The organism is Bradyrhizobium sp. 199 (assembly GCF_023073355.1).
In the GTDB taxonomy this organism is placed as follows: Bacteria; Pseudomonadota; Alphaproteobacteria; order Rhizobiales; family Xanthobacteraceae; genus Bradyrhizobium.
On the sequence record NZ_JADPJI010000002.1, the window covers coordinates 760,594 to 779,449 of the forward strand.

The 18,856-nt window shown below is 63.9% G+C and carries 14 protein-coding genes; 8 read left to right on the forward strand and 6 right to left on the reverse strand.

Features of this window, described 5'->3' with window-relative positions; all coding sequences use genetic code 11:
- The first annotated feature begins 61 nt into the window (after positions 1-61).
- Positions 62-2,509, forward strand: coding sequence for a penicillin acylase family protein (locus IVB28_RS03640; protein ID WP_247524687.1), 2,448 nt, complete (start codon positions 62-64; stop codon positions 2,507-2,509).
- 99 nt (positions 2,510-2,608) lie between these two features.
- Positions 2,609-3,202 carry a GNAT family N-acetyltransferase gene (locus IVB28_RS03645; protein WP_247524688.1) on the forward strand — a complete coding sequence of 198 codons (594 nt, stop codon included), beginning with the start codon at positions 2,609-2,611 and terminating at the stop codon, positions 3,200-3,202.
- 172 nt (positions 3,203-3,374) lie between these two features.
- Here the strand turns inward: IVB28_RS03645 and IVB28_RS03650 are convergent, their stop codons facing one another.
- Both IVB28_RS03650 and IVB28_RS03655 read right to left on the reverse strand, forming a co-directional pair.
- Positions 3,375-3,797 carry a DUF6636 domain-containing protein gene (locus IVB28_RS03650; RefSeq protein WP_247524689.1) on the reverse strand — a complete coding sequence of 141 codons (423 nt, stop codon included), beginning with the start codon at positions 3,795-3,797 and terminating at the stop codon, positions 3,375-3,377.
- A gap of 10 nt (positions 3,798-3,807) precedes the next feature.
- Positions 3,808-4,755: a threonine/serine dehydratase gene (locus tag IVB28_RS03655; protein ID WP_247524690.1), complete on the reverse strand. Its 948-nt coding sequence runs from the start codon at positions 4,753-4,755 to the stop codon at positions 3,808-3,810.
- Positions 4,756-4,817: 62 nt separating this feature from the next.
- Between IVB28_RS03655 and IVB28_RS03660 the strand changes: the two genes are divergently transcribed.
- Positions 4,818-5,120, forward strand: coding sequence for a winged helix-turn-helix domain-containing protein (locus tag IVB28_RS03660; protein ID WP_247524691.1), 303 nt, complete (start codon positions 4,818-4,820; stop codon positions 5,118-5,120).
- 141 nt (positions 5,121-5,261) lie between these two features.
- Positions 5,262-5,891 carry a glutathione S-transferase family protein gene (locus IVB28_RS03665; protein WP_247524692.1) on the forward strand — a complete coding sequence of 210 codons (630 nt, stop codon included), beginning with the start codon at positions 5,262-5,264 and terminating at the stop codon, positions 5,889-5,891.
- A gap of 217 nt (positions 5,892-6,108) precedes the next feature.
- On the opposite strand, the gene metH is transcribed toward IVB28_RS03665, so the two are convergent.
- A complete protein-coding gene (gene metH, locus IVB28_RS03670; RefSeq protein ID WP_247524693.1) occupies positions 6,109-9,966 on the reverse strand; it encodes a methionine synthase in 3,858 nt (1,285 codons plus the stop codon).
- 6 nt (positions 9,967-9,972) lie between these two features.
- Positions 9,973-10,893 (reverse strand): methylenetetrahydrofolate reductase [NAD(P)H], encoded by a 921-nt coding sequence (metF, locus tag IVB28_RS03675; protein WP_247524694.1) that lies wholly within the window; start codon positions 10,891-10,893, stop codon positions 9,973-9,975.
- A gap of 393 nt (positions 10,894-11,286) precedes the next feature.
- On the opposite strand from metF, the gene IVB28_RS03680 reads away from it, so the two are divergent.
- A complete protein-coding gene (locus IVB28_RS03680) occupies positions 11,287-12,303 on the forward strand; it encodes an LLM class flavin-dependent oxidoreductase (RefSeq protein ID WP_247524695.1) in 1,017 nt (338 codons plus the stop codon).
- Positions 12,304-12,415: 112 nt separating this feature from the next.
- Here the strand turns inward: IVB28_RS03680 and IVB28_RS03685 are convergent, their stop codons facing one another.
- Positions 12,416-13,276: a prephenate dehydratase gene (locus IVB28_RS03685; RefSeq protein ID WP_247524696.1), complete on the reverse strand. Its 861-nt coding sequence runs from the start codon at positions 13,274-13,276 to the stop codon at positions 12,416-12,418.
- Between the two features lie 38 nt (positions 13,277-13,314).
- A complete protein-coding gene (locus IVB28_RS03690) occupies positions 13,315-14,055 on the reverse strand; it encodes a 3-deoxy-manno-octulosonate cytidylyltransferase (RefSeq protein WP_247524698.1) in 741 nt (246 codons plus the stop codon).
- Between the two features lie 218 nt (positions 14,056-14,273).
- Here IVB28_RS03690 and IVB28_RS03695 point away from each other — a divergent pair, with 218 nt between their 5' ends.
- The 3 genes from IVB28_RS03695 (at position 14,274) to IVB28_RS03705 (ending at position 18,856) form a co-directional block, all read left to right on the forward strand.
- Positions 14,274-14,828, forward strand: coding sequence for a c-type cytochrome (locus IVB28_RS03695; RefSeq protein WP_247524699.1), 555 nt, complete (start codon positions 14,274-14,276; stop codon positions 14,826-14,828).
- A 210-nt stretch (positions 14,829-15,038) separates the two neighbouring features.
- Entirely contained in the window at positions 15,039-16,955 is a 1,917-nt protein-coding gene (locus IVB28_RS03700; protein ID WP_247524700.1) for an extracellular solute-binding protein, read from the forward strand.
- A gap of 14 nt (positions 16,956-16,969) precedes the next feature.
- A complete protein-coding gene (locus IVB28_RS03705; protein ID WP_247524701.1) occupies positions 16,970-18,856 on the forward strand; it encodes an extracellular solute-binding protein in 1,887 nt (628 codons plus the stop codon).

The following is an 18,856-nucleotide window of genomic DNA, read 5'->3' on the forward strand; positions in this document are numbered from 1 at the left end:
CGGTTCCCGGATTACGCTTCGCTCCATCCGGGCTACAAGAAACAACATCGGAGGAACAACAATGAACACGGATTTCAACCGGGTCATCCAGAAGCTCTGCGGCGCAGCGATCTGTGCCGCGCTGCTCACCTCGGCGGCCATCGCGCGCGACAAGCCGGACCCGCTCTCGAGCGCGCGTCAGCTCAAGACCGACGTCGCCGGCCTCAAAGCCCCCGCCCAGATCCTGGTCGATGTCTGGGGCATCCCCCACATCTATGCCGGCAACGAGCATGACCTGTTCTTCCTGCAAGGCTTCAACGCCGCGCGCGACCGGCTCTGGCAGATCGATCTCTGGCGCAAGCGCGGACTCGGCCTGCTCGCGCGCGACTTCGGTCCGGCCTATGCCCAGCAGGACAAGGCGCTGCGGCTGTTTCTCTATCGCGGCGACATGAACGCGGAGTGGGCGGCTTACGGCCCGAAGGCGAAAACCTATGCCGAGGCGTTCGTCGCAGGCGTCAACGCCTATGTTGCCGATGTCCGCGCCAGCAGGCGGCCGCTGCCGATCGAGTTCAGGATCGCCGGCACCATGCCGGATCCCTGGACGGCGGACGACGTTGTCCGCATCCGCAGCCACGGCCTGACGCGCAACGTCGCCTCCGAAGTCAAGCGCTCGCTTGTCGCCTGCACGGCAGGGCTCGATGCCGATCGCTTCCGCGTCAAGCTCGAGCCGGCCTGGACGACGAAAATCCCTGACGGTCTCGATCCCTGCAGCGTCCCGAAGGCGGTGCTGGCGGCCTACGATCTGGCCACGCGTCCCGTGGCCTTTGCCGCGCCGAAAGATCGCCAGGCCGCGCTCGCGCACGATCCGGACAAGTACCTCACCGAGGCCGACCAGCAACGCGACACCGTCGGCTCCAACAACTGGGTGATCGCTGCCTCGCGCACGGCGACAGGCCGCCCGATCCTCGCCAACGATCCGCATCGCGAGCACAGTGTGCCCTCGCTGCGTTACATTGTCGGCCTCAATGCGCCCGGTCTGTCCGTGATCGGCGCGGGCGAGCCGGCACTCCCCGGCATTTCGATCGGCCACAACGGCACCATCGCGTTCGGGCTCACCATCTTCAACGTCGACCAGGAAGACCTCTACGTCTACGAGGTCAATCCGCAGAATCCCAACCAGTACCGCTACGGCACTGGCTGGGAAGACATGCGCATCGTCCACGAGAAGGAGCAGGTGAAAGGGGAAGGCGATCGCGATCTCGAACTGAAATTCACTCGACACGGTCCGGTGATCCATGTCGACGACGCCAACAAGCGCGCCTTCGCCGTGCGCTCGATCTGGTTCGAGCCCGGCACCTCGGCCTATTTCGGCTCCTCGGACTACATGACGGCGAAGGATTGGAACGGATTCCTCGCGGCCATGCGGCGCTGGGGCGCCCCGTCGGAGAATCAGGTCTATGCGGACACCAAGGGCAATATCGGCTGGGTTGCCGCCGGCAAGACGCCGCGGCGCGTCAGTTATGACGGCCTGATGCCGGTACCCGGCGACGGCCGCTATGAATGGCAGGGTTTTCTCTCGCTGGACGATCTGCCCAAGACCTATCAGCCCAAGCAGGGCTTTTTCGCCACCGCCAACCAGATGAATCTTCCGCCCGACTATCCCGTCAGCGAACGCAAGGTCGGGTTCGAATGGGCGGACAGTGCGCGTTGGCAGCGCATCATCGAGGTGCTGCAGGCCAACAGCAAGGTGACGCTCGCCGACGCCATGGACCTGCAGAACGACGACACCACGATGCTGGGGCGGCGGCTGGTCAAGCTGTTGCAGCAGCTCAGCTCGGACGATGCCAATGTGAAGAAGGGCCTCGAACTGCTCAAACCGTGGGACGCCCGTGATGCCGCCGATAGCGCCGCGGCTGCATTGTTCGAGGTCTGGATCGCCAATCATCTCGGACCGGTGCTTCTGAAGACCACGGCGCCCAAGGCCGCCGACCTGATCGCGCCCGAAGCATCCAGCATTTCAGCTCTCGTCGCCGCTCTGGAATCGCCGGATGCGTCGTTCGGTTCGGACCCCGCCGCCGCGCGCGACCAGATCCTGCGCGACAGTCTGGGAGCGGCCGTCGCCGATGTCACAGCCAAACTCGGCGCTGACTCATCCACCTGGCGCTGGGGCCGGCTACATGTCGCAAAATTCGACCACGCACTGATGCCACTCGCCGACAAGGCGACGGCCGCTCAGCTCTCGGTCGGGCCGCTGGCTTACGGCGGCGCCGCCAACGTGCCGCGCGCCGCCACCTATCGCCGCTCCGATTACCAGCTGCTTTCCGGCGCCTCGTTCCGCATGGTGCTCGATGTCGGCAATTGGGATGCGAGCCGCACGATCAACACGCCAGGCCAATCCGGCGATCCCTTCAACGGCCACTATCGCGATCTCGCGCCGCTGTGGGCGACCGGCCAATATGTGCCGCTGCTCTACAGTCGCGGCGCGGTGGAGGCGGCGACAGCGGAGGCGATCACGCTGACGCCGAGGTGAAAATGCCGGGATGGTTATTCCGACGCCGGGAAGAAGCGCGCGTTTCGGACTCTCTCTCCCGCAAGCGGGAGTCCCCGGCTAACTCTCCAGTGAGGCCCCATGATCCTCCCCGACGGCTACTCCGACGTCCCCCCTGGCAAGATCGCCGCCGTCGTCACGCATCTGGAAATGACCGCGCCTCCAGTCCGCCGCGACGATCCCACCGGCGCGTGGGCCCTGCGCAAAGTCGACGCCCCCGCGCTTCCTTGGTACCGCGATCTCTTCCGCCGCGTCGGCGAGGATTGGCTGTGGTTCTCGCGCGCCCGCATGACCGGCACCGAGCTCGCCGCAACCATTCATGCACCGGGTATCGAAATCTACGCGCTCTCCGCGGACGGCAGCGACGAAGGCCTGCTGGAGCTCGACTTCCGCAAAGCCGGCCAGTGCGAGCTGGTCTATTTCGGCGTCACTGCACCCTTGATCGGCACCGGCGCCGCCCGCTTCCTGATGAACCGCGCGCTGGAGATCGCGTGGTCACGCGATCTGTCCCGTGTCTGGGTGCACACCTGCACCTTCGACCATGCCTCGGCTATCGCGTTCTACCAGCGCTCTGGATTTCGCCCATTCCGCCGCCAGATCGAGATCGCCGACGATCCGCGCCTCGACGGGACGCTGCCGCGGACCGCGGCGAAGCATGTGCCGATCATCGAGTAGCTTGCGAGAGGGCTACACGGCTGCCTTCACACCCTCATTGCGAGGAGCCCTCGCGACGAAGCAATCCAGACTGCTTCTACGGAAAATACTGGATTGATTTGCTACTCTCGCAATGACGGATTGTGGTGCTGCAGTCATCCCTTAAGTCGACGCAACGGCATGCGGCTACTCCTCAAAACACCTTCTGCTCTGCCCTCGCCAACGTAAACCCGTGCTGCATCGCATTGAAACACGTCAGCCCACTCTGCTCCGACCGGCACGTGAACCCCGCGCGCTGCCAAACCTCGCCGTAGGCGAGCACGGGCAGGGACGGGTCCATGATGGTGTCGCCGGCGCAGATGCGCCCCGCGGCTCCTTTCGTGCTCATCTCGAACGCGTTGCCCCATTCGAGCTCGCAATCGGTGGGCCGGCGCGGGCGCGTGTCCAGGTTCATGATGTCGCAGCGGAGCGAGCCCTGTCCGTTCCCGGTGAAGAACTGGCAGGCGATGTTCTTCGACGGGGTCTGAAAGCCGATCGGGCGGTCTTGGGCGTGGGCGCCGTTGCCGGTCAGAGGAAGCAGGATCAACGTCAGGATAAGTTTGCGATACCTGATCATGCGACGCTTTCTAGCTGTTGAAGTTCACCGCCGTAGTGTTGGCGCCGCATAGCAGTACCGCGACCCGCTCGCCCGGTTTGGGACGATAGCGACCGGAGAGCAAGGCGGCAAATGCGGTCGCACCACCGGGCTCGGCCACGACACGCAAGCTCGACCACAATGCCGCCTGCGCATGCCGGATGGCCTCGTCGGCGACCAGGACGACCCTCTCGACATGGGCTCGCGCGATCGGAAACATCAATTGCCCGACGCGTCGCGGAGCGAGACTGTCGGCGGCGATGCCGCCCGCGGGAGCATCGACCGGCTCACCTGCCGCGAAGGCGGCATGCAGCGTCGGCGATTGCTCCGGCTCCACCGCCACGATGCGCGTCCTGCCGGCGCTCCAGGCTGCCATACCACCGATCAGGCCGCCGCCGCCGACTGCAATCAGCACCGTGTCGATGCCCGCTGCGTCCTGCTCCAGCTCCATTCCGACGCTGCCTTGACCGAGCAGGGTTTCTGCCTGGTCGTAGGCATGAACGGCAAGCGCGCCAGTCTGCGCGACATGGATTTCGCTCGCGGCGAGCGCGTCGGCATAGCGCGCGCCCGCCACCACAAGCTGCGCGCCGCAGCCTTTGATGCGTTCGGCCTTGGCCGGCGAGGTGATGTCAGGCACGAAAATCGTGGCCGGGATGCCGAGCCGTTGCGCGGCGTAGGCAACCGCCGCGCCGTGATTGCCGCCGGATGCCGCGACGACGCCGGCTTGCGGCACATGCCGCAGCAGCAGATTGGCAAAGGCGCCCCGCGCCTTGAACGACCCCGAATGCTGCAGCATCTCCAGCTTGAAAACGACCGGCGCGGACGGCAGGCCAAAATCGGCGAGATCAGTCTGAACGAGCGGCGTGCGCCTGATGTGCGGGCGGATGACGGCCTCAGTCGCCGCAATCTTCTCGCGCGTAACGTCTGATGTCTCGGTCATGATACCACCTTGATAGCGCATCCCGCAGTTGACATCAATTAGGTAATTAGCAAAATGGCTAAATGAAGTTTGCCGTCGCATTGCGGGCGCTCGCCAACGAACGCCGCCTCCAGATCCTGGATTGGCTGCGGGATCCACGTAAGCATTTCCGCGATCAGGCCGACGGGGACCTGGTCGAGGACGGCGTTTGCGGGCTGCTGATCGCCGAGAAGCTCGGCGTCAGCGCGCCGACCCTGAGCGAGCACATGCGGGTGCTGACAGCGGCAAAGCTGGTGCGCGCCAAGCGGATCAAGCAGTGGACGATGTACAAGCGCAATGAGATCGCGATCGCAGCCATCAAGCGCTCGATCCAGGATGGGCTTTGAACACGGGGGTGCGCGTGATGCCGCCAGGAGCGCCGTTGCATTCGGCGCAATGCTCCAATTCAAAAGTTTTTCTTGCGCGGCGCCGATCTTCCCGTCGAAACTGATCGGCCCTGCCGGAAAAACGACAAGAGAGCGCGAACCATGTTCCTGATCGGCCAATACGACTCCCCCTTCGTCCGCCGCGTCGCGATTGCGCTGAAGCTTTATGGCCTGGCCTTCGAGCACCGGCCGTGGTCGACTTTCGGCGACGCCGACAAGATCGCGCCCTACAATCCGCTGCGCCGCGTACCGACCCTGGTCCTCGACGACGGTGAAGCGCTGATCGAGAGCACGATCATCCTGGATTATCTCGACGAGCGCGTCGGACCCGACAAGGCGATGCTGCCGCGCAGCGGCGCGGAGCGGCGGCGTCACCTGCGCATCTGCGCGCTCGGCTCCGGCCTCGGCGACAAGGCGGTCAGCCTGCTCTACGAGCGCGTGCTGCGGAAGGAGCAGCTCACGCTCTGGGTCGAGCGCTGCCAGGCGCAGATTGTTGACGTGCTCGGCGTGCTGGAAGCCGAGCGCGCCGAAGTGACAACGCCGTACTGGCTGGGCGACCGTATCGGCCACGCCGACGTCGCGGTGGCCTGCGTCGTCCGCTTCACCCGCGAAGCGCATCCGCAGCTGTTCGATGCGCCACGCTATCCGGCACTGAGCGCGCATGCCGAGCGCTGCGAGGCGCTGGCGCCGTTCCAGGAGATCGTGCAGCCGCTGGCGCCGCCAAAGGGGTGAAAGCGCGCATCACGGAGTGCGAGACTGGCGCGGTGGGCGACTATGGAACGTTACAGGTGTTTTGCCCGACGGTTCAACGATGCCGGCGGTCGTGCCCCAGACGGCCGCCGACGATCTCGCGTCCGCGCGCCGCTCTGGAGCAAAAAAATTGTTCAGGCTTTTCAACCCCATCGCTACTGTGCATGGGGTTGTTTTTCAGGTTTGGCTTTTAGAGGGCCTATCCCGCCCCCGCGCGCTTCTTCTGCCAGACGAGATGCACGGCGCAGGTGCAGCCCGGCGGATGCGAGGCGAGATCCTTCGAGGTCTCGTCGTTCGCGGGTGTTGCCGCAAACGCCTTGCCGGGCTCCTCTCGTGCCGGAATGTAGTTCAGCACCGGCGCGAGCCAGCGCTCGGCCTCCGCCACCGTCATGCCCTTGCGCGCGGCATAGTCCTCGACCTGGTCGCGTTCGATCTTGCCGACGCCGAAATAATAGCTCTCGGGGTTGGCGAAATAGAGCCCGGATACGGACGAGCCCGGCCACATCGCAAAGCTCTCGGTCAGCTTCACCCCGGCGGTGATCTCAGCGTCGAGCAGCTCGAACAGTGTCGCCTTTTCGGTGTGATCGGGCTGCGCGGGATAGCCGGGGGCGGGGCGGATGCCCTGGTACTTCTCCAGGATCAACTCGTCGATGGAGAGCGCCTCGTCCGGCGCATAGGCCCAGAACTCGCGGCGCACGCGGGCATGCATGCGCTCGGCAAAGGCTTCGGCGAGGCGGTCGGCCAGCGCCTTGCACAGGATCGAGGAATAGTCGTCATTGGCCATCTTGAAGCGGTCGGCGACCACATCCTCGCCGATGCCTGCGGTGACGACGAAGCCGCCGACATAATCGGGCACGCCGGTGCCGGCAGGCGCGACGAAGTCAGCGAGCGCCGCGTTGAACCGGCCCTCGCGCTTCTCGAGCTGCTGGCGCAGCGTGTGCAGCGTGGCGATGCTCTTGGTCCGGCTCTCGTCGGCATAGAGTACGATGTCGTCGCCTTCAGCGTTCGCCGGCCAGAAGCCGATCGTCGCGCGCGCCCGGAACCACTTTTCCTTCACGATGGTGTCCAGCATCTTGCGCGCGTCGTCATAGAGCGAGCGCGCGACCTCGCCGACCTTGGCGTCGTCGAGGATGGCGGGGAAGCGCCCCGCGAGCTCCCAGGTCTGGAAGAACGGCGTCCAGTCGATATAGGGCACCAGCTCGGCGAGATCGTAATCGTCGAAGCTCCGGGTGCCGAGGAAGGTCGGCTTCACCGGCTTGCTCTTGGCGAAATCGACCGGCACGCGGTTGGCACGGGCGGTCGCAAGCTTCAGGCGCTTCTTGTCGGCCTGGGCGCGCAGATGCGCCTCCGAGATCTTTGCGTATTCGGCGCGCACCTCCGCGGCATAGGCCTCGCGCTTCTCGGGGGAGAGCAGCGCGGAAGCAACGCCGACCGCGCGGCTGGCGTCGTTGACATGCACGACCGGGCCAGCGCGATAGCTCGGGTCGATCTTGACGGCGGTATGGACGCGGCTCGTGGTGGCGCCGCCGATCAAAAGCGGCAGCTTGAGGCCTTCGCGCTGCAATTCGGCGGCGAAGAATGCCATCTCGTCGAGCGAGGGCGTGATCAGGCCTGATAGCCCGACGATGTCGGCCTTCTCCGCCTTTACCGTCTCGACGATCTTGGCGGCGGGCACCATCACGCCGAGGTCGATGACCTCGAAATTATTGCACTGGAGCACGATGCCGACGATGTTCTTGCCGATGTCGTGGACGTCGCCCTTGACGGTCGCGAGCACGATCTTGCCGGCGGACGAGGAGCTCTCGGTGCCGATCCCGTTGGCAAGATTGCGCGCCTTCTCTTCCTCCATGAACGGCATCAGCCAGGCCACCGCCTGCTTCATGACGCGGGCGGACTTCACCACCTGCGGCAAAAACATCTTGCCGTCGCCGAAGAGATCGCCGACCACGTTCATGCCGGCCATCAGCGGTCCCTCGATCACGTCGAGCGGACGCGATGAGGCCTTGCGGGCTTCCTCCGTGTCCTGCTCGATGAATTCCGTGATGCCGTGCACCAGCGAATGCGATAGGCGCTTCGCCACCGGCCATTCGCGCCAGGCGAGATCGGCTTCCTTGGTCTGGGTCTTGTTGCCACGGAATTTCTCGGCCAGCGCCAGCAGACGCTCGGATGCGCCCGCGTCGCGGTTGAGGACAACGTCCTCGCAAGTTTGGCGCAGCTCGGGGTCAATGTCGTCATAGACGATCATCTGCCCGGCATTGACGATGCCCATGTCCATGCCCGCCTTGATGGCGTGATACAGGAACACCGAGTGCATGGCCTCGCGCACCGGCTCGTTGCCCCGGAACGAGAACGAGAGATTGGAGACGCCGCCGGAGATGTGCGCGCCCGGCAGGTTCTGCCGGATCCAGCGCGTCGCCTCGATGAAGTCGACGCCGTAATTGTTGTGCTCCTCGATGCCGGTCGCGATCGCAAAAATATTCGGATCGAAGATGATGTCCTCAGGCGGGAAGCCGACCTTGTTCACCAGGATATCGTAGGCGCGCTTGCAGATCTCGGTCTTGCGCGCGAACGTGTCGGCCTGGCCGACCTCGTCGAATGCCATCACCACAACGGCCGCGCCGTGTCGGCGGGCGATCCTGGCCTCGTGGATGAACTTCTCCTCGCCTTCCTTCATCGAGATCGAGTTGACGACCGGCTTGCCCTGCACGCATTTCAGGCCGGCTTCGATCACGGAGAATTTCGAGGAGTCCACCATCACGGGGACGCGGGCGATGTCAGGCTCGGCGGCGACGAGGTTGAGGAAGGTCACGATCGCGGCTTCGGAATCGAGCAGGCCCTCGTCCATGTTGACGTCGATGATCTGAGCGCCGTTCTCGACCTGGTCGCGCGCCACTTGTAATGCGGCGGTGTAGTCGCCGGCGGTCACCAGCTTGCGGAAGCGGGCGGAGCCGGTGACGTTGGTGCGCTCGCCGACGTTCACGAACGGAATCGCGTCGGTCAGGATGAACGGCTCGAGGCCGGAGAGCCGCAAGCGAGGTTCGATCTCCGGCACGATGCGCGGCTTGTGCGGCGCGACCGCAGCCGCAATCGCGGCGATATGGTCCGGCGTGGTGCCGCAGCAGCCGCCGACGATGTTGACCAGACCATCACGCGCGAACTCGCCGACCAGGCGGGCCATGTATTCCGGGGTCTCGTCATACTGGCCGAATTCGTTGGGCAGGCCGGCATTGGGATAAGCACAAACAAGCGTGTCCGCGACGCGGCCGATATCGGCGATATGCGCGCGCAGATCTTCGGCGCCGAGCGCGCAGTTGAAGCCGATGGTGACAGGCTTTGCGTGCTGCACCGAATACCAGAACGCCTCCGGCATCTGGCCCGAGAGCAGACGGCCGGATTTGTCGGTGATGGTGCCCGAGACCATCACCGGCATGTCGATGCCGCGCGCTTCGGTGATCTCGGCGATCGCATAGAGCGCCGCCTTGGCGTTCAGCGTGTCGAAGATGGTCTCGACCAGCAGCAGATCGACGCCGCCGTCGAGCATGCCGTTGATCTGCTCGCCATAGGATTTGCGCAAATCGTCGAAGGTGACGGCGCGGTAGCCGGGACTGGACACGTCGGGCGAGATCGAGGCGGTGCGGTTGGTCGGGCCGATGGCACCCGCCACGAAGCGCGGCTTGCCGTCTTCGGCCTCGATGCGGCGTGCGGCATTGCTTGCGAGGCGGGCGCCTTCGCGCGCCATCTCGTAGACGATGCCGGTGAGGTCGTAATCGGCTTGCGCGATCGAGGTCGTCGAGAAGGTGTTGGTTGCGACGATGTCCGCGCCGGCACGCAAATAGGCGGCGTGGATGTCCTCGATCGCCTGCGGCTGGGTCAGGATCAACAGATCGTTGTTGCCACGCAGGTCGCGATGGAAATTCTTGAAACGCTCGCCGCGGAAGGCGGCCTCGTCGAACTGGAGATTCTGGATCATCGTGCCCATCGCGCCGTCGAGCACGAGGATGCGCTCGCGGGCGGCGTTGAGCAGGGCAGTTCGCTTGGGAGAGGTGGGTACGGTCATGTTGTCTTAAGCCGCCTTCTGCGCGCTCTTGGCGCGGATGCCGAGCAAATGGCTGATCGCGAACACGAGATCGGCGCGGTTCATGGTGTAGAAATGGAAGGTGTCGACGCCGTGCTTAGCCAGCTTCTGAACCTGGCCGGCGGCAACGGTGGCCGCCACCAGCTTGCGGGTCTCGGCATCGTCGTCGAGGCCCTCGAATTTCGCTGCGAACCAGTCCGGCACGGACGTGCCGGCGCGGGTGACGAAATTGCGAGCCTGCTTGAAATTGTGCATGGGCATGATGCCCGGCACGATCGGGATGTTGATCCCGCGGGCGCGGACGCGGTCGAGATAGCGGAAATAGAGGTCGTTATCGAAGAACACCTGGGTGATCGCGCGGCTCGCGCCGGCATCGACCTTGGCCTTCAGCGTGTCGATATCATCGTCGAAGTCGCGCGCCTCGGGGTGCTTCTCGGGATAGGCCGAGACCGACACCTCGATATCGGCATGCCGCTTCTTGATGCCGGCGACGAGGTCGGCGGAGCTCTGGTAGCCGTCGGGATGGCTGGCATAGGCAGTACCGATGCCGCCGGCGGGGTCGCCACGCAGCCCCACGATGTGGCGCACGCCGACTTCATGATAGCGGTCGACGATCTCATCGATCTCGCCGCGCGAGGCTCCAACGCAGGTCAGATGCGCCGCCGGCAGCAGCGCGGTCTCTTTCAGGATGCGCGAGATGGTGGAGTGGGTCCGTTCCCGGGTCGAACCGCCGGCGCCGTAGGTCACCGAGACGAATTTCGGGTCGAGCGGGGCGAGCCGGTTGATGGTCTCCCAGAGATTGCGCTCCATATCTTCCGTCTTCGGCGGAAAGAACTCGAAGGAGATCGCAGGCCGCTTCAGGTGCCCGTCTTGCCCGTCGGCTCGGGCAGGCGTTGTCAGATCGCTCATGGCACCATTCACTCCAGATTTGTCGCCAGGTTTCGGCGGCCGCAGTCAGGCCTCGCTCGGAAGCCGAAGATAAGCCAAAGGCGGGCGGATCGACAGCCCATCGGCGATGGGAAATGGCCCACTTATGGCAACAATTCTGGAATTACTGGTTGTGATTGGATTCGAGTGGGATATGCGGATCTTCAAGAAAGATAATAAATTCAGCGGCTTATGGAATTGGTGGGTCGATTTTGGTGGATCAAGAGAGGTGGGCAAACGGGGAAAGAAGTTATCTAGACGTTAATTGGCCCATCAGCCCGGCTCGAGCAGCCGTGTCGGCTCTCGCCCGGCACACGTCAGACCTGCGCAGCCGACCCATTGTCGCCGCGCAGCCCTCCATTAGGTTAGCGCGCCATGATCCCGCTTTCAGTCCTCGACCTCTCGGTCGTCACATCAGGCACCAAACCCGCCGCTGCGCTGCGCAACAGCATCGATCTGGCGCGCCATGTCGACGGGCTCGGCTATGTCCGTTACTGGCTCGCTGAACACCACAACCTCGCCTCGGTCGCGAGCCCGGCGCCCGACGTCATGATCGGGCAGATCGCAGCGGTGACGAAGCATATCCGCGTCGGCTCAGGCGGGGTGATGCTGCCCAATCACGCCCCGCTGGTGGTGGCCGAGCGCTTCAAGATGCTGGAGGCGCTGTTTCCCGGCCGCATCGACCTTGGTCTCGGCCGTGCGCCCGGCACCGACGGCGCGACCGCTTACGCGCTGCGCAGCCGGCTCGACCGTCGCGAGGGCGACGACTTTCTGGAGCGGCTGCACGAACTGATTCTGTGGCAGACGCGCGAATTCCCTGCAGGGCACCCGTACAACAACGTCGTCGCCATGCCCGACGACACCGCCTTGCCGCCGATCTGGCTGCTCGGCTCCAGCGATTATTCTTCGGAGCTGGCCGCGCAAGTCGGCATGGGCTTCGCCTTCGCCCATCATTTCGCGTCCCACGATGCGGTCGATGCGATGGTGCATTATCGTAACCGCTTCCAGCCCTCGTCCTGGCGTGCGAGTCCGCAAGCGATCCTCGCGGTCGCGGCAATCGCGGCCGATACCGATGAGGAGGCCGAACGGCTCGCCAGCTCGTTCGACCTCAACCGGCTGCGCCGCGACCGCGGCCAGTATCTGCCGTTGCCGAGCGTCGAGGAGGCGCTGGCCTATCCTTATACCGACGCCGAGCGCACCTCGATCCTCCGCAACCGCTCGCGCCTGTTCGTCGGAAGCCCAGTGACGGTGCTGAAGAAGCTGCAGCCGCTGATCGGTGCGAGCAAGCCCGACGAGCTGATGGTGATCACCGCCGTGTATGACCACGAGGCGCGAAAGAAGTCGTATTCGCTGCTGGCGGAGGCGTTTGGGCGGGCGAAAAGCGCGGGTTAGTCATTAATTGTCATTCCGGGGCGATGCGAAGCATCGAACTATGGTGCGCGCTTGCGCACCGGAGAATCTCGAGTTTCCGGGTTCGCGCTTCGCGTGCCCCGAAACGACGGCATCAATCCTGCTGCGCTTCGCTGAACGTCGCGCGGAACGGATGGCCCGGATAGACGCCGACGATGCGGAATTCGCGCGAGAAAAATTTCAGCTCGTCGATCGCGAACGCAAGACCCTTGTCATCGGGGTGGCCGTCGACGTCCGCGTAAAACTGCGTGGCGAAGAAATTGCCGTCGACCATGTAGCTCTCGAGCTTGGTCATGTTGACGCCGTTGGTGGCAAAGCCGCCGAGCGCCTTGTAGAGCGCGGCGGGCAAATTGCGCACCCGGAACACAAAAGTCGTGACCAGCGGGCCGGAGCCCTGCGCCGCCCATTTCGGCTCGCGCGCTAGCACAACGAAGCGCGTGGTGTTGTGGGCTTCATCCTCGATGTCCTCGGCGAGAATGTCGAGGCCGTAAATCTGCGCGGCGAGGCGCGAGGCGATCGCGGCGACCGTCTTGTCCTTGCGTTCTGAGATGTCGCGGGCACTGCCGGCGGTATCGGCGTGCACGATCGGCTTGATGCCGAGCTTGCGGATGATGCGGCGGCACTGGCCGAGCGCATGCACATGGCTCTCGACGCTCTTGATGTCGTCGAGCTTGGTTCCCTTCACCGCCATCAGCTGATGCCGAACCGGGAGAAACCACTCACCGATGATGAAGAGACCGGAGGCTGGCAAGAGATGATGGATATCGGCGACGCGGCCAGCGACCGAGTTCTCGATCGGGATCATGCCGAGGTCGGCCTCGCCCGACGAGATAGCCGATAGCGCGTCCTCGAAGGTGGCACAGGGCATCGGCTCGGCGTCTGGATAGGCCTCGACGATGGCGATGTGGGAATTGGCTCCGGGCTCGCCCTGGAATGCGATTTTCAGCTTGCTCATGTCTTAAAAGTGCTCCTGCGGCGCCTTGTAGCAGCCGCTCAGGATTTGGAAAGGATGCTGCGCGCGGTTTCCAGATCGGGCGGCGTGTCGACGCCGCGGGGCACGCTGTCGACGATCATGATGTCGATACGCATTCCGGCTTCTACCGCCCGGAGCTGCTCCAGGCTTTCCTGACGCTCCAGCGGCGAAGGCGGCAGCGCCACGAACCGCTCCAGCGCGGCGCGGCGATAAGCATAGAGGCCGATGTGGTGGTAACGCGGTCCATTGCCGTAAGGGGCCGTGGCGCGCGTAAAATAAAGTGCCCGTAGCCGCCGCGGCCCGATCGGCGAGCCGATGGCTTTCACGACGCTCGGGGCGAGGTCCTCTTCCTCGGTGTGGATCAGCGAAGCCAGCGTCACGATGTCGACCGCCGGATCGGCAAAGGGCGGCAGCACCTCCCGGATGGTTGCTGGCGTGATCGTCGGGAAATCGCCCTGGAGGTTGATCACGATCTCCGCCTTGCCGTCTGGGTCGAGCTTCTGCATGGCCTCGTGGATGCGGTCCGAACCTGAGGGATGGTCGCCGCGCGTCATCACGGCTTCGCCGCCATGGGCCGTCACGACCGAGGCGATCTCCGGCGTATCGGTCGCGACCGCGACCCGGCCTATGCCGGCCGCCTCGGCGCGGCGCAGCACATGCACGATCATCGGCTGGCCCGCGATATCGGCGAGCGGCTTGCCGGGCAGTCGGGTGGCGGCCATGCGGGCTGGGATCAGCACCAGGATGCGAGGATCGATCATCGGGTCAAGAGCCTGCAAACAGGGCGTTTTCCGCGCCGAGAAATGGAGTGGGGACGGGTTGAAAGCCGGGTCGCTTATACGGGTTGCCAGACCCCGGGCAAACCGATATCTCATTGGCAAAACTCGGGGAAACAATAGGGAACGTTTGATTCCCCCGAGGCTCGTCCTGGCGGCCGATTGCGCCGCTGTTTCCTTGTTGCGGTGGGGCCTGGCCGGAAATGGACTCTTTTGAACTCAATAAAATCATGGGTGCCGTGCTTGGTACCTGTCTCCTTCTCTTGGTGACCAGCTTTACCGCCCAGGCTCTTTTCTCGCCCAAGATGCCGGAAAAACCTGGCTTCGAGATCGCCGTGAAGGAAGATGCCGGCCACGGCAAGGAAGGCGGCGCTGCCGCGGCCGCTTCTGAACCGATCGAGAAGCTGCTCCAGACCGCCTCCGTCGAAAAGGGCGCTGCAGCTGCCAAGAAGTGCGGCGCCTGCCACACCTTCGAAAAGGGTGGCCCGAATCGCGTTGGTCCGAACCTCTATGGCGTTGTCGGCGAGAAGAGGGGCGAGGGCCGCGGCGGCTTCAACTTCTCGGCTGCCATGAAGGCCAAGGGCGGCACCTGGACGTTCGAGGACCTCAACAAGTTCATCGCCAATCCGAAGGGCTTCATCCCGGGCACTGCCATGGGCTTTGCCGGTATCCCCAAGGATTCCGAGCGCGCCGACGTTATTGCCTATCTGAATTCGCTGTCGGAGCATCCTCAACCGCTGCCGACCGCGTCGAAGTAAGGCCTCAAGAACCTGTGTTGGATATGCGGCCAGGCTGAAAAGCCTGGCCGTTTTCTTATCCGGGCCTCGCGGCGAATTTATCGAGGCGATTGGCCGCATCCGAGAGGCCATCGGGCCTTTCAAGATGAGGAAAAAGCAACATATTCGGTCGAAACCTCGCCTATATTGGGAACTTAAAGGAGTAGCCTCCTTCAAGACAGGGATGTTGATTTGGCCATTACCCGACGCGATCTCCTGCTCACCGGCACTGCTGCCGGAGCGCTTCCCGCTTTCGGTTCCATCGCGGGCATCCCCGTCATCGGCACCGCTCATGCTCAATCTGCCGGCGAGGCTGCTTCAAATGCGCTGCCTTGGCGCCATGCCTTGTCGCTGTTCGGAAAGGTCAAGTACCCCGCCGACTTCAAGCACTTCGACTATGTCAATCCGGAAGCGCCCAAAGGCGGCGTCGCGCGCCAGATCGCCGTCGGCACCTTCGACAATTTCAACATCGTCGTGGCAGGCGTGAAGGGGCAGGTCGCCGGTGCCGTCGCATTCATCTACGAAGCCCTGACGACGCCCTCGCTCGACGAAGTCTCGACCGAATACGGCGCGCTGGCCGAGGCCATCAGCCATCCGGATGATTTCTCCTTCGTCACGTACCGCTTGCGGCCGCAAGCCAAATGGCACGATGGCAAGCCTGTTACCGCGGAGGACGTGATCTTCTCGCTCGACGCGTTCAAGAAGCACCACCCGATGTACTCGGCCTATTACAGCCATGTGGTGAAGGCCGACAAGGTCAGCGAGCGCGAGGTGAGGTTCGTATTCGACGCGCCGGGCAACCGCGAGCTGCCGCAGATCGTGGGTCAACTCACGGTTCTGCCGAAGCATTGGTGGGAGGGGACGGACGCGCAGGGCCGCAAGCGCGATGTCTCGGCCACCACGCTTGAAGTGCCGCTCGGCTCCGGTCCCTACAGGGTCAAGGACTTCGTCGCCGGACGGTCGATCGCGCTGGAGCGCGTGAAGGACTATTGGGGCCGCGACCTGCCTGCCAATCTGGGTCGCAACAATTTCGACGAGCTGCGCTACGAATTTTTCCGCGATGCCACCGTGGCGATCGAGGCCTTCAAGGCCGACCAGGTCGACTGGCGCACGGAGAACAGCGCGAAGAATTGGGCGACTGCCTACGACTTCCCGGCCGTGACCGAAAAACGTGTGATCCTCGAGGAATTCGCCAATCGCAGCTCGGGCGTGATGCAAGCCTTCGTGCCCAACCTGCGCCGCGCCAAGTTCAGCGATCCCCGCGTGCGGCGTGCGCTCAATTACGCGTTCGACTTCGAGGAGATGAACAAGCAGATCTTCTTCGGTCAGTATAAGCGCATCAGCAGCTATTTCGACGGCATCGAAGATCTGATGGCAAGCGGCGTGCCGCAAGGGAAAGAGCTGGAGATCCTCGAGACGGTCCGTGCTCAGGTCCCACCCGAAGTCTTCACAACGGCCTACAGCAATCCGGTCGGCGGCAGTCCGGAAGCCGTGCGCGACAACCTGCGCGAGGCGCTGCGCCTGTTCAAGGAGGCCGGCTACGAGGTGCGCGACCGCAAGCTGATCGACGTCAAGACCGGCACCCAGTTCTCCCTGGAATTGCTGAACTCGGATCCGAGCTTCGAGCGGATCACGCTGTTCTACAAGCCGTCCCTGGAACGGCTCGGCATCGCCGTCAGCGTGCGGACGGTCGATCCGACCCAATACGAGAACAGGACACGCGAGTGGGATTTCGACATCGTCACCAACTCGTGGGGCGAGTCGCAGTCTCCGGGCAACGAGCAGCGCGAGTTCTGGTCCTCCAAGACGGCTGACATCGCCGGCTCGCGCAACATTGCCGGCATCAAGAATCCCGCGATCGACAAGTTGATCGAGCGGGTCATCTACGCTACCGATCGCGACGATCTGGTCGCCGCAACCAAGGCGCTCGACCGCGTGCTGCTGTGGAATCACTACGTCGTGCCGCAGTGGACCTATACGAAGGTGCGCACCGCGCGCTGGGACCGCTTCGGTCGGCGCGCCGAGTTGCCCCGATATGGCCAGTCCGGCTTCCCGTTCATCTGGTGGTACGACGCAGACAAGGCGGCACGGATCGCAAAGAAATCGTGAAGGACATCCCCCGCATGACGCAGATGTCACGCCGCCATGTGCTGGCCTTGGGTGTCGGCGGCACCATTGGGATGTCGCTGGGCGCGCAGCCGTTATGTGGCGCGCATGCATCGGAGGCCGGAACCGAGGCCCACGGCATCTCCGCGTTCGGCGATCTCAAATATCCGGCCGATTTCCACTATTTCGACTATGTCAATCCCGGTGCCCCGAAGGGCGGCACGTTCTCGCTGATTCCGTCGACAAGATCGCATAACCAGTCCTACCAGACCTTCAACTCGCTCAACGCCTTCATTCTGAAGGGCGATGGCGCGCAAGGCATGGACATGACGTTTTCGCCGCTGATGGTGCGGGCAAGCGACGAACCCGACGCGATGTATGGGCTTGCTGCCAAATCCGTGCAGATATCGCCGGACAGGCTGGTCTATCGCTTCTCGATGCGGCCTGAGGCGAAATTCCACGATGGCACCAAGCTCACTGCGCATGATGCTGCGTTCTCGCTGACGACGCTAAAGGGCAAGGGCCATCCGCTGATCGTCGTGAACATGCGCGACTTCGTGAGCGCGGAAGCGATTGATGATGCGACGCTCACTGTCACGTTTGCCAAGGGACGCGCCCGCGACGTGCCGCTCTATGTCGCCGGGCTTCCGATCTTTTCGAAAGCCTATTACACGTCGCGGCCGTTCGATGAATCGACGTTGGATATTCCGCTCGGCTCTGGTCCGTACAGGGTCGGGAAGTTCGAGGTCAATCGCTACATCGAATTCGAGCGGGTCAAGGACTGGTGGGCCGCCGATCTCCCGCCCTGCCGCGGCAGCTACAATTTCGACGTCGTGCGCTATGAATTCTACCGCGACCGCGACGTCGCCTTCGAAGGGTTCACCGGCAAGAGCTATCTCTACCGCGAGGAGTTCACCTCGCGCATCTGGGCAACGCGCTATGATTTCCCGGCCGTCAAGGACGGCCGCGTCAAGATGGAGGTCGTGCCCGACGACACGCCCTCCGGTGCGCAAGGCTGGTTCATCAATACAAGGCGCGACAAGTTCAAAGACCCGCGCGTGCGCGAGGCCCTGATCAACGCTTTCGATTTCGAGTGGACCAACAAGACCATCATGTACGGCGCCTACGCCCGTACGGTGTCGCCATTCCAGAATTCGGACCTCATGGCGGGCGGTGCACCGCCTTCGCCGGAAGAGCTGAAACTGCTGGAGCCGTTTCGCGGTCAGGTTCCCGAGGACGTTTTCACCGCACCGTTCACGCCACCGATCACGGACGGATCCGGACAGGACCGCAGCCTGTTGCGCAAGGCGCAACAACTGCTCAACGAGGCAGGTGTGCCGATCAAGGACGGCAAGCGGATGCTGCCGAACGGCGAGGTATTCAGGATCGAGTTCCTGCTGGATGAGCCGTCCTTCCAGCCGCATCACGCGCCCTACATCAAGAATCTGGGCACACTCGGCATCGAGGCGAACGTGCGCCTCGTCGACGCCGTGCAATACAGGGCGCGCCAGGACGAGTTCGATTTCGACATGACAATCCAGCGCTTCAGCATGTCGGCGACGCCGGGCGATGCCATGCGCTCGTTCTTCTCCTCGCAGGTCGCGAATACCAAGGGCTCGTACAATCTCGCGGGCATTGCCAATCCGGCCATTGACGCCATGATCGAGAAGATCATGGCGGCCGACAGCCGCGAGGAACTGACCGTCGCCTGTCGTGCATTCGACCGCCTGTTCCGCGCCGGCCGCTACTGGGTGCCGCAATGGTACAACAAGACGCACCGGCTGGCTTATTGGGATCAATTCGCTCATCCACCGAGGCTGCCGCGTTATGCCAACGGCGTCGGCGCGCCCGACATCTGGTGGCATGAACCCGCCAAGGCCGCCAAGCTCGAGCAGGCGAGATAA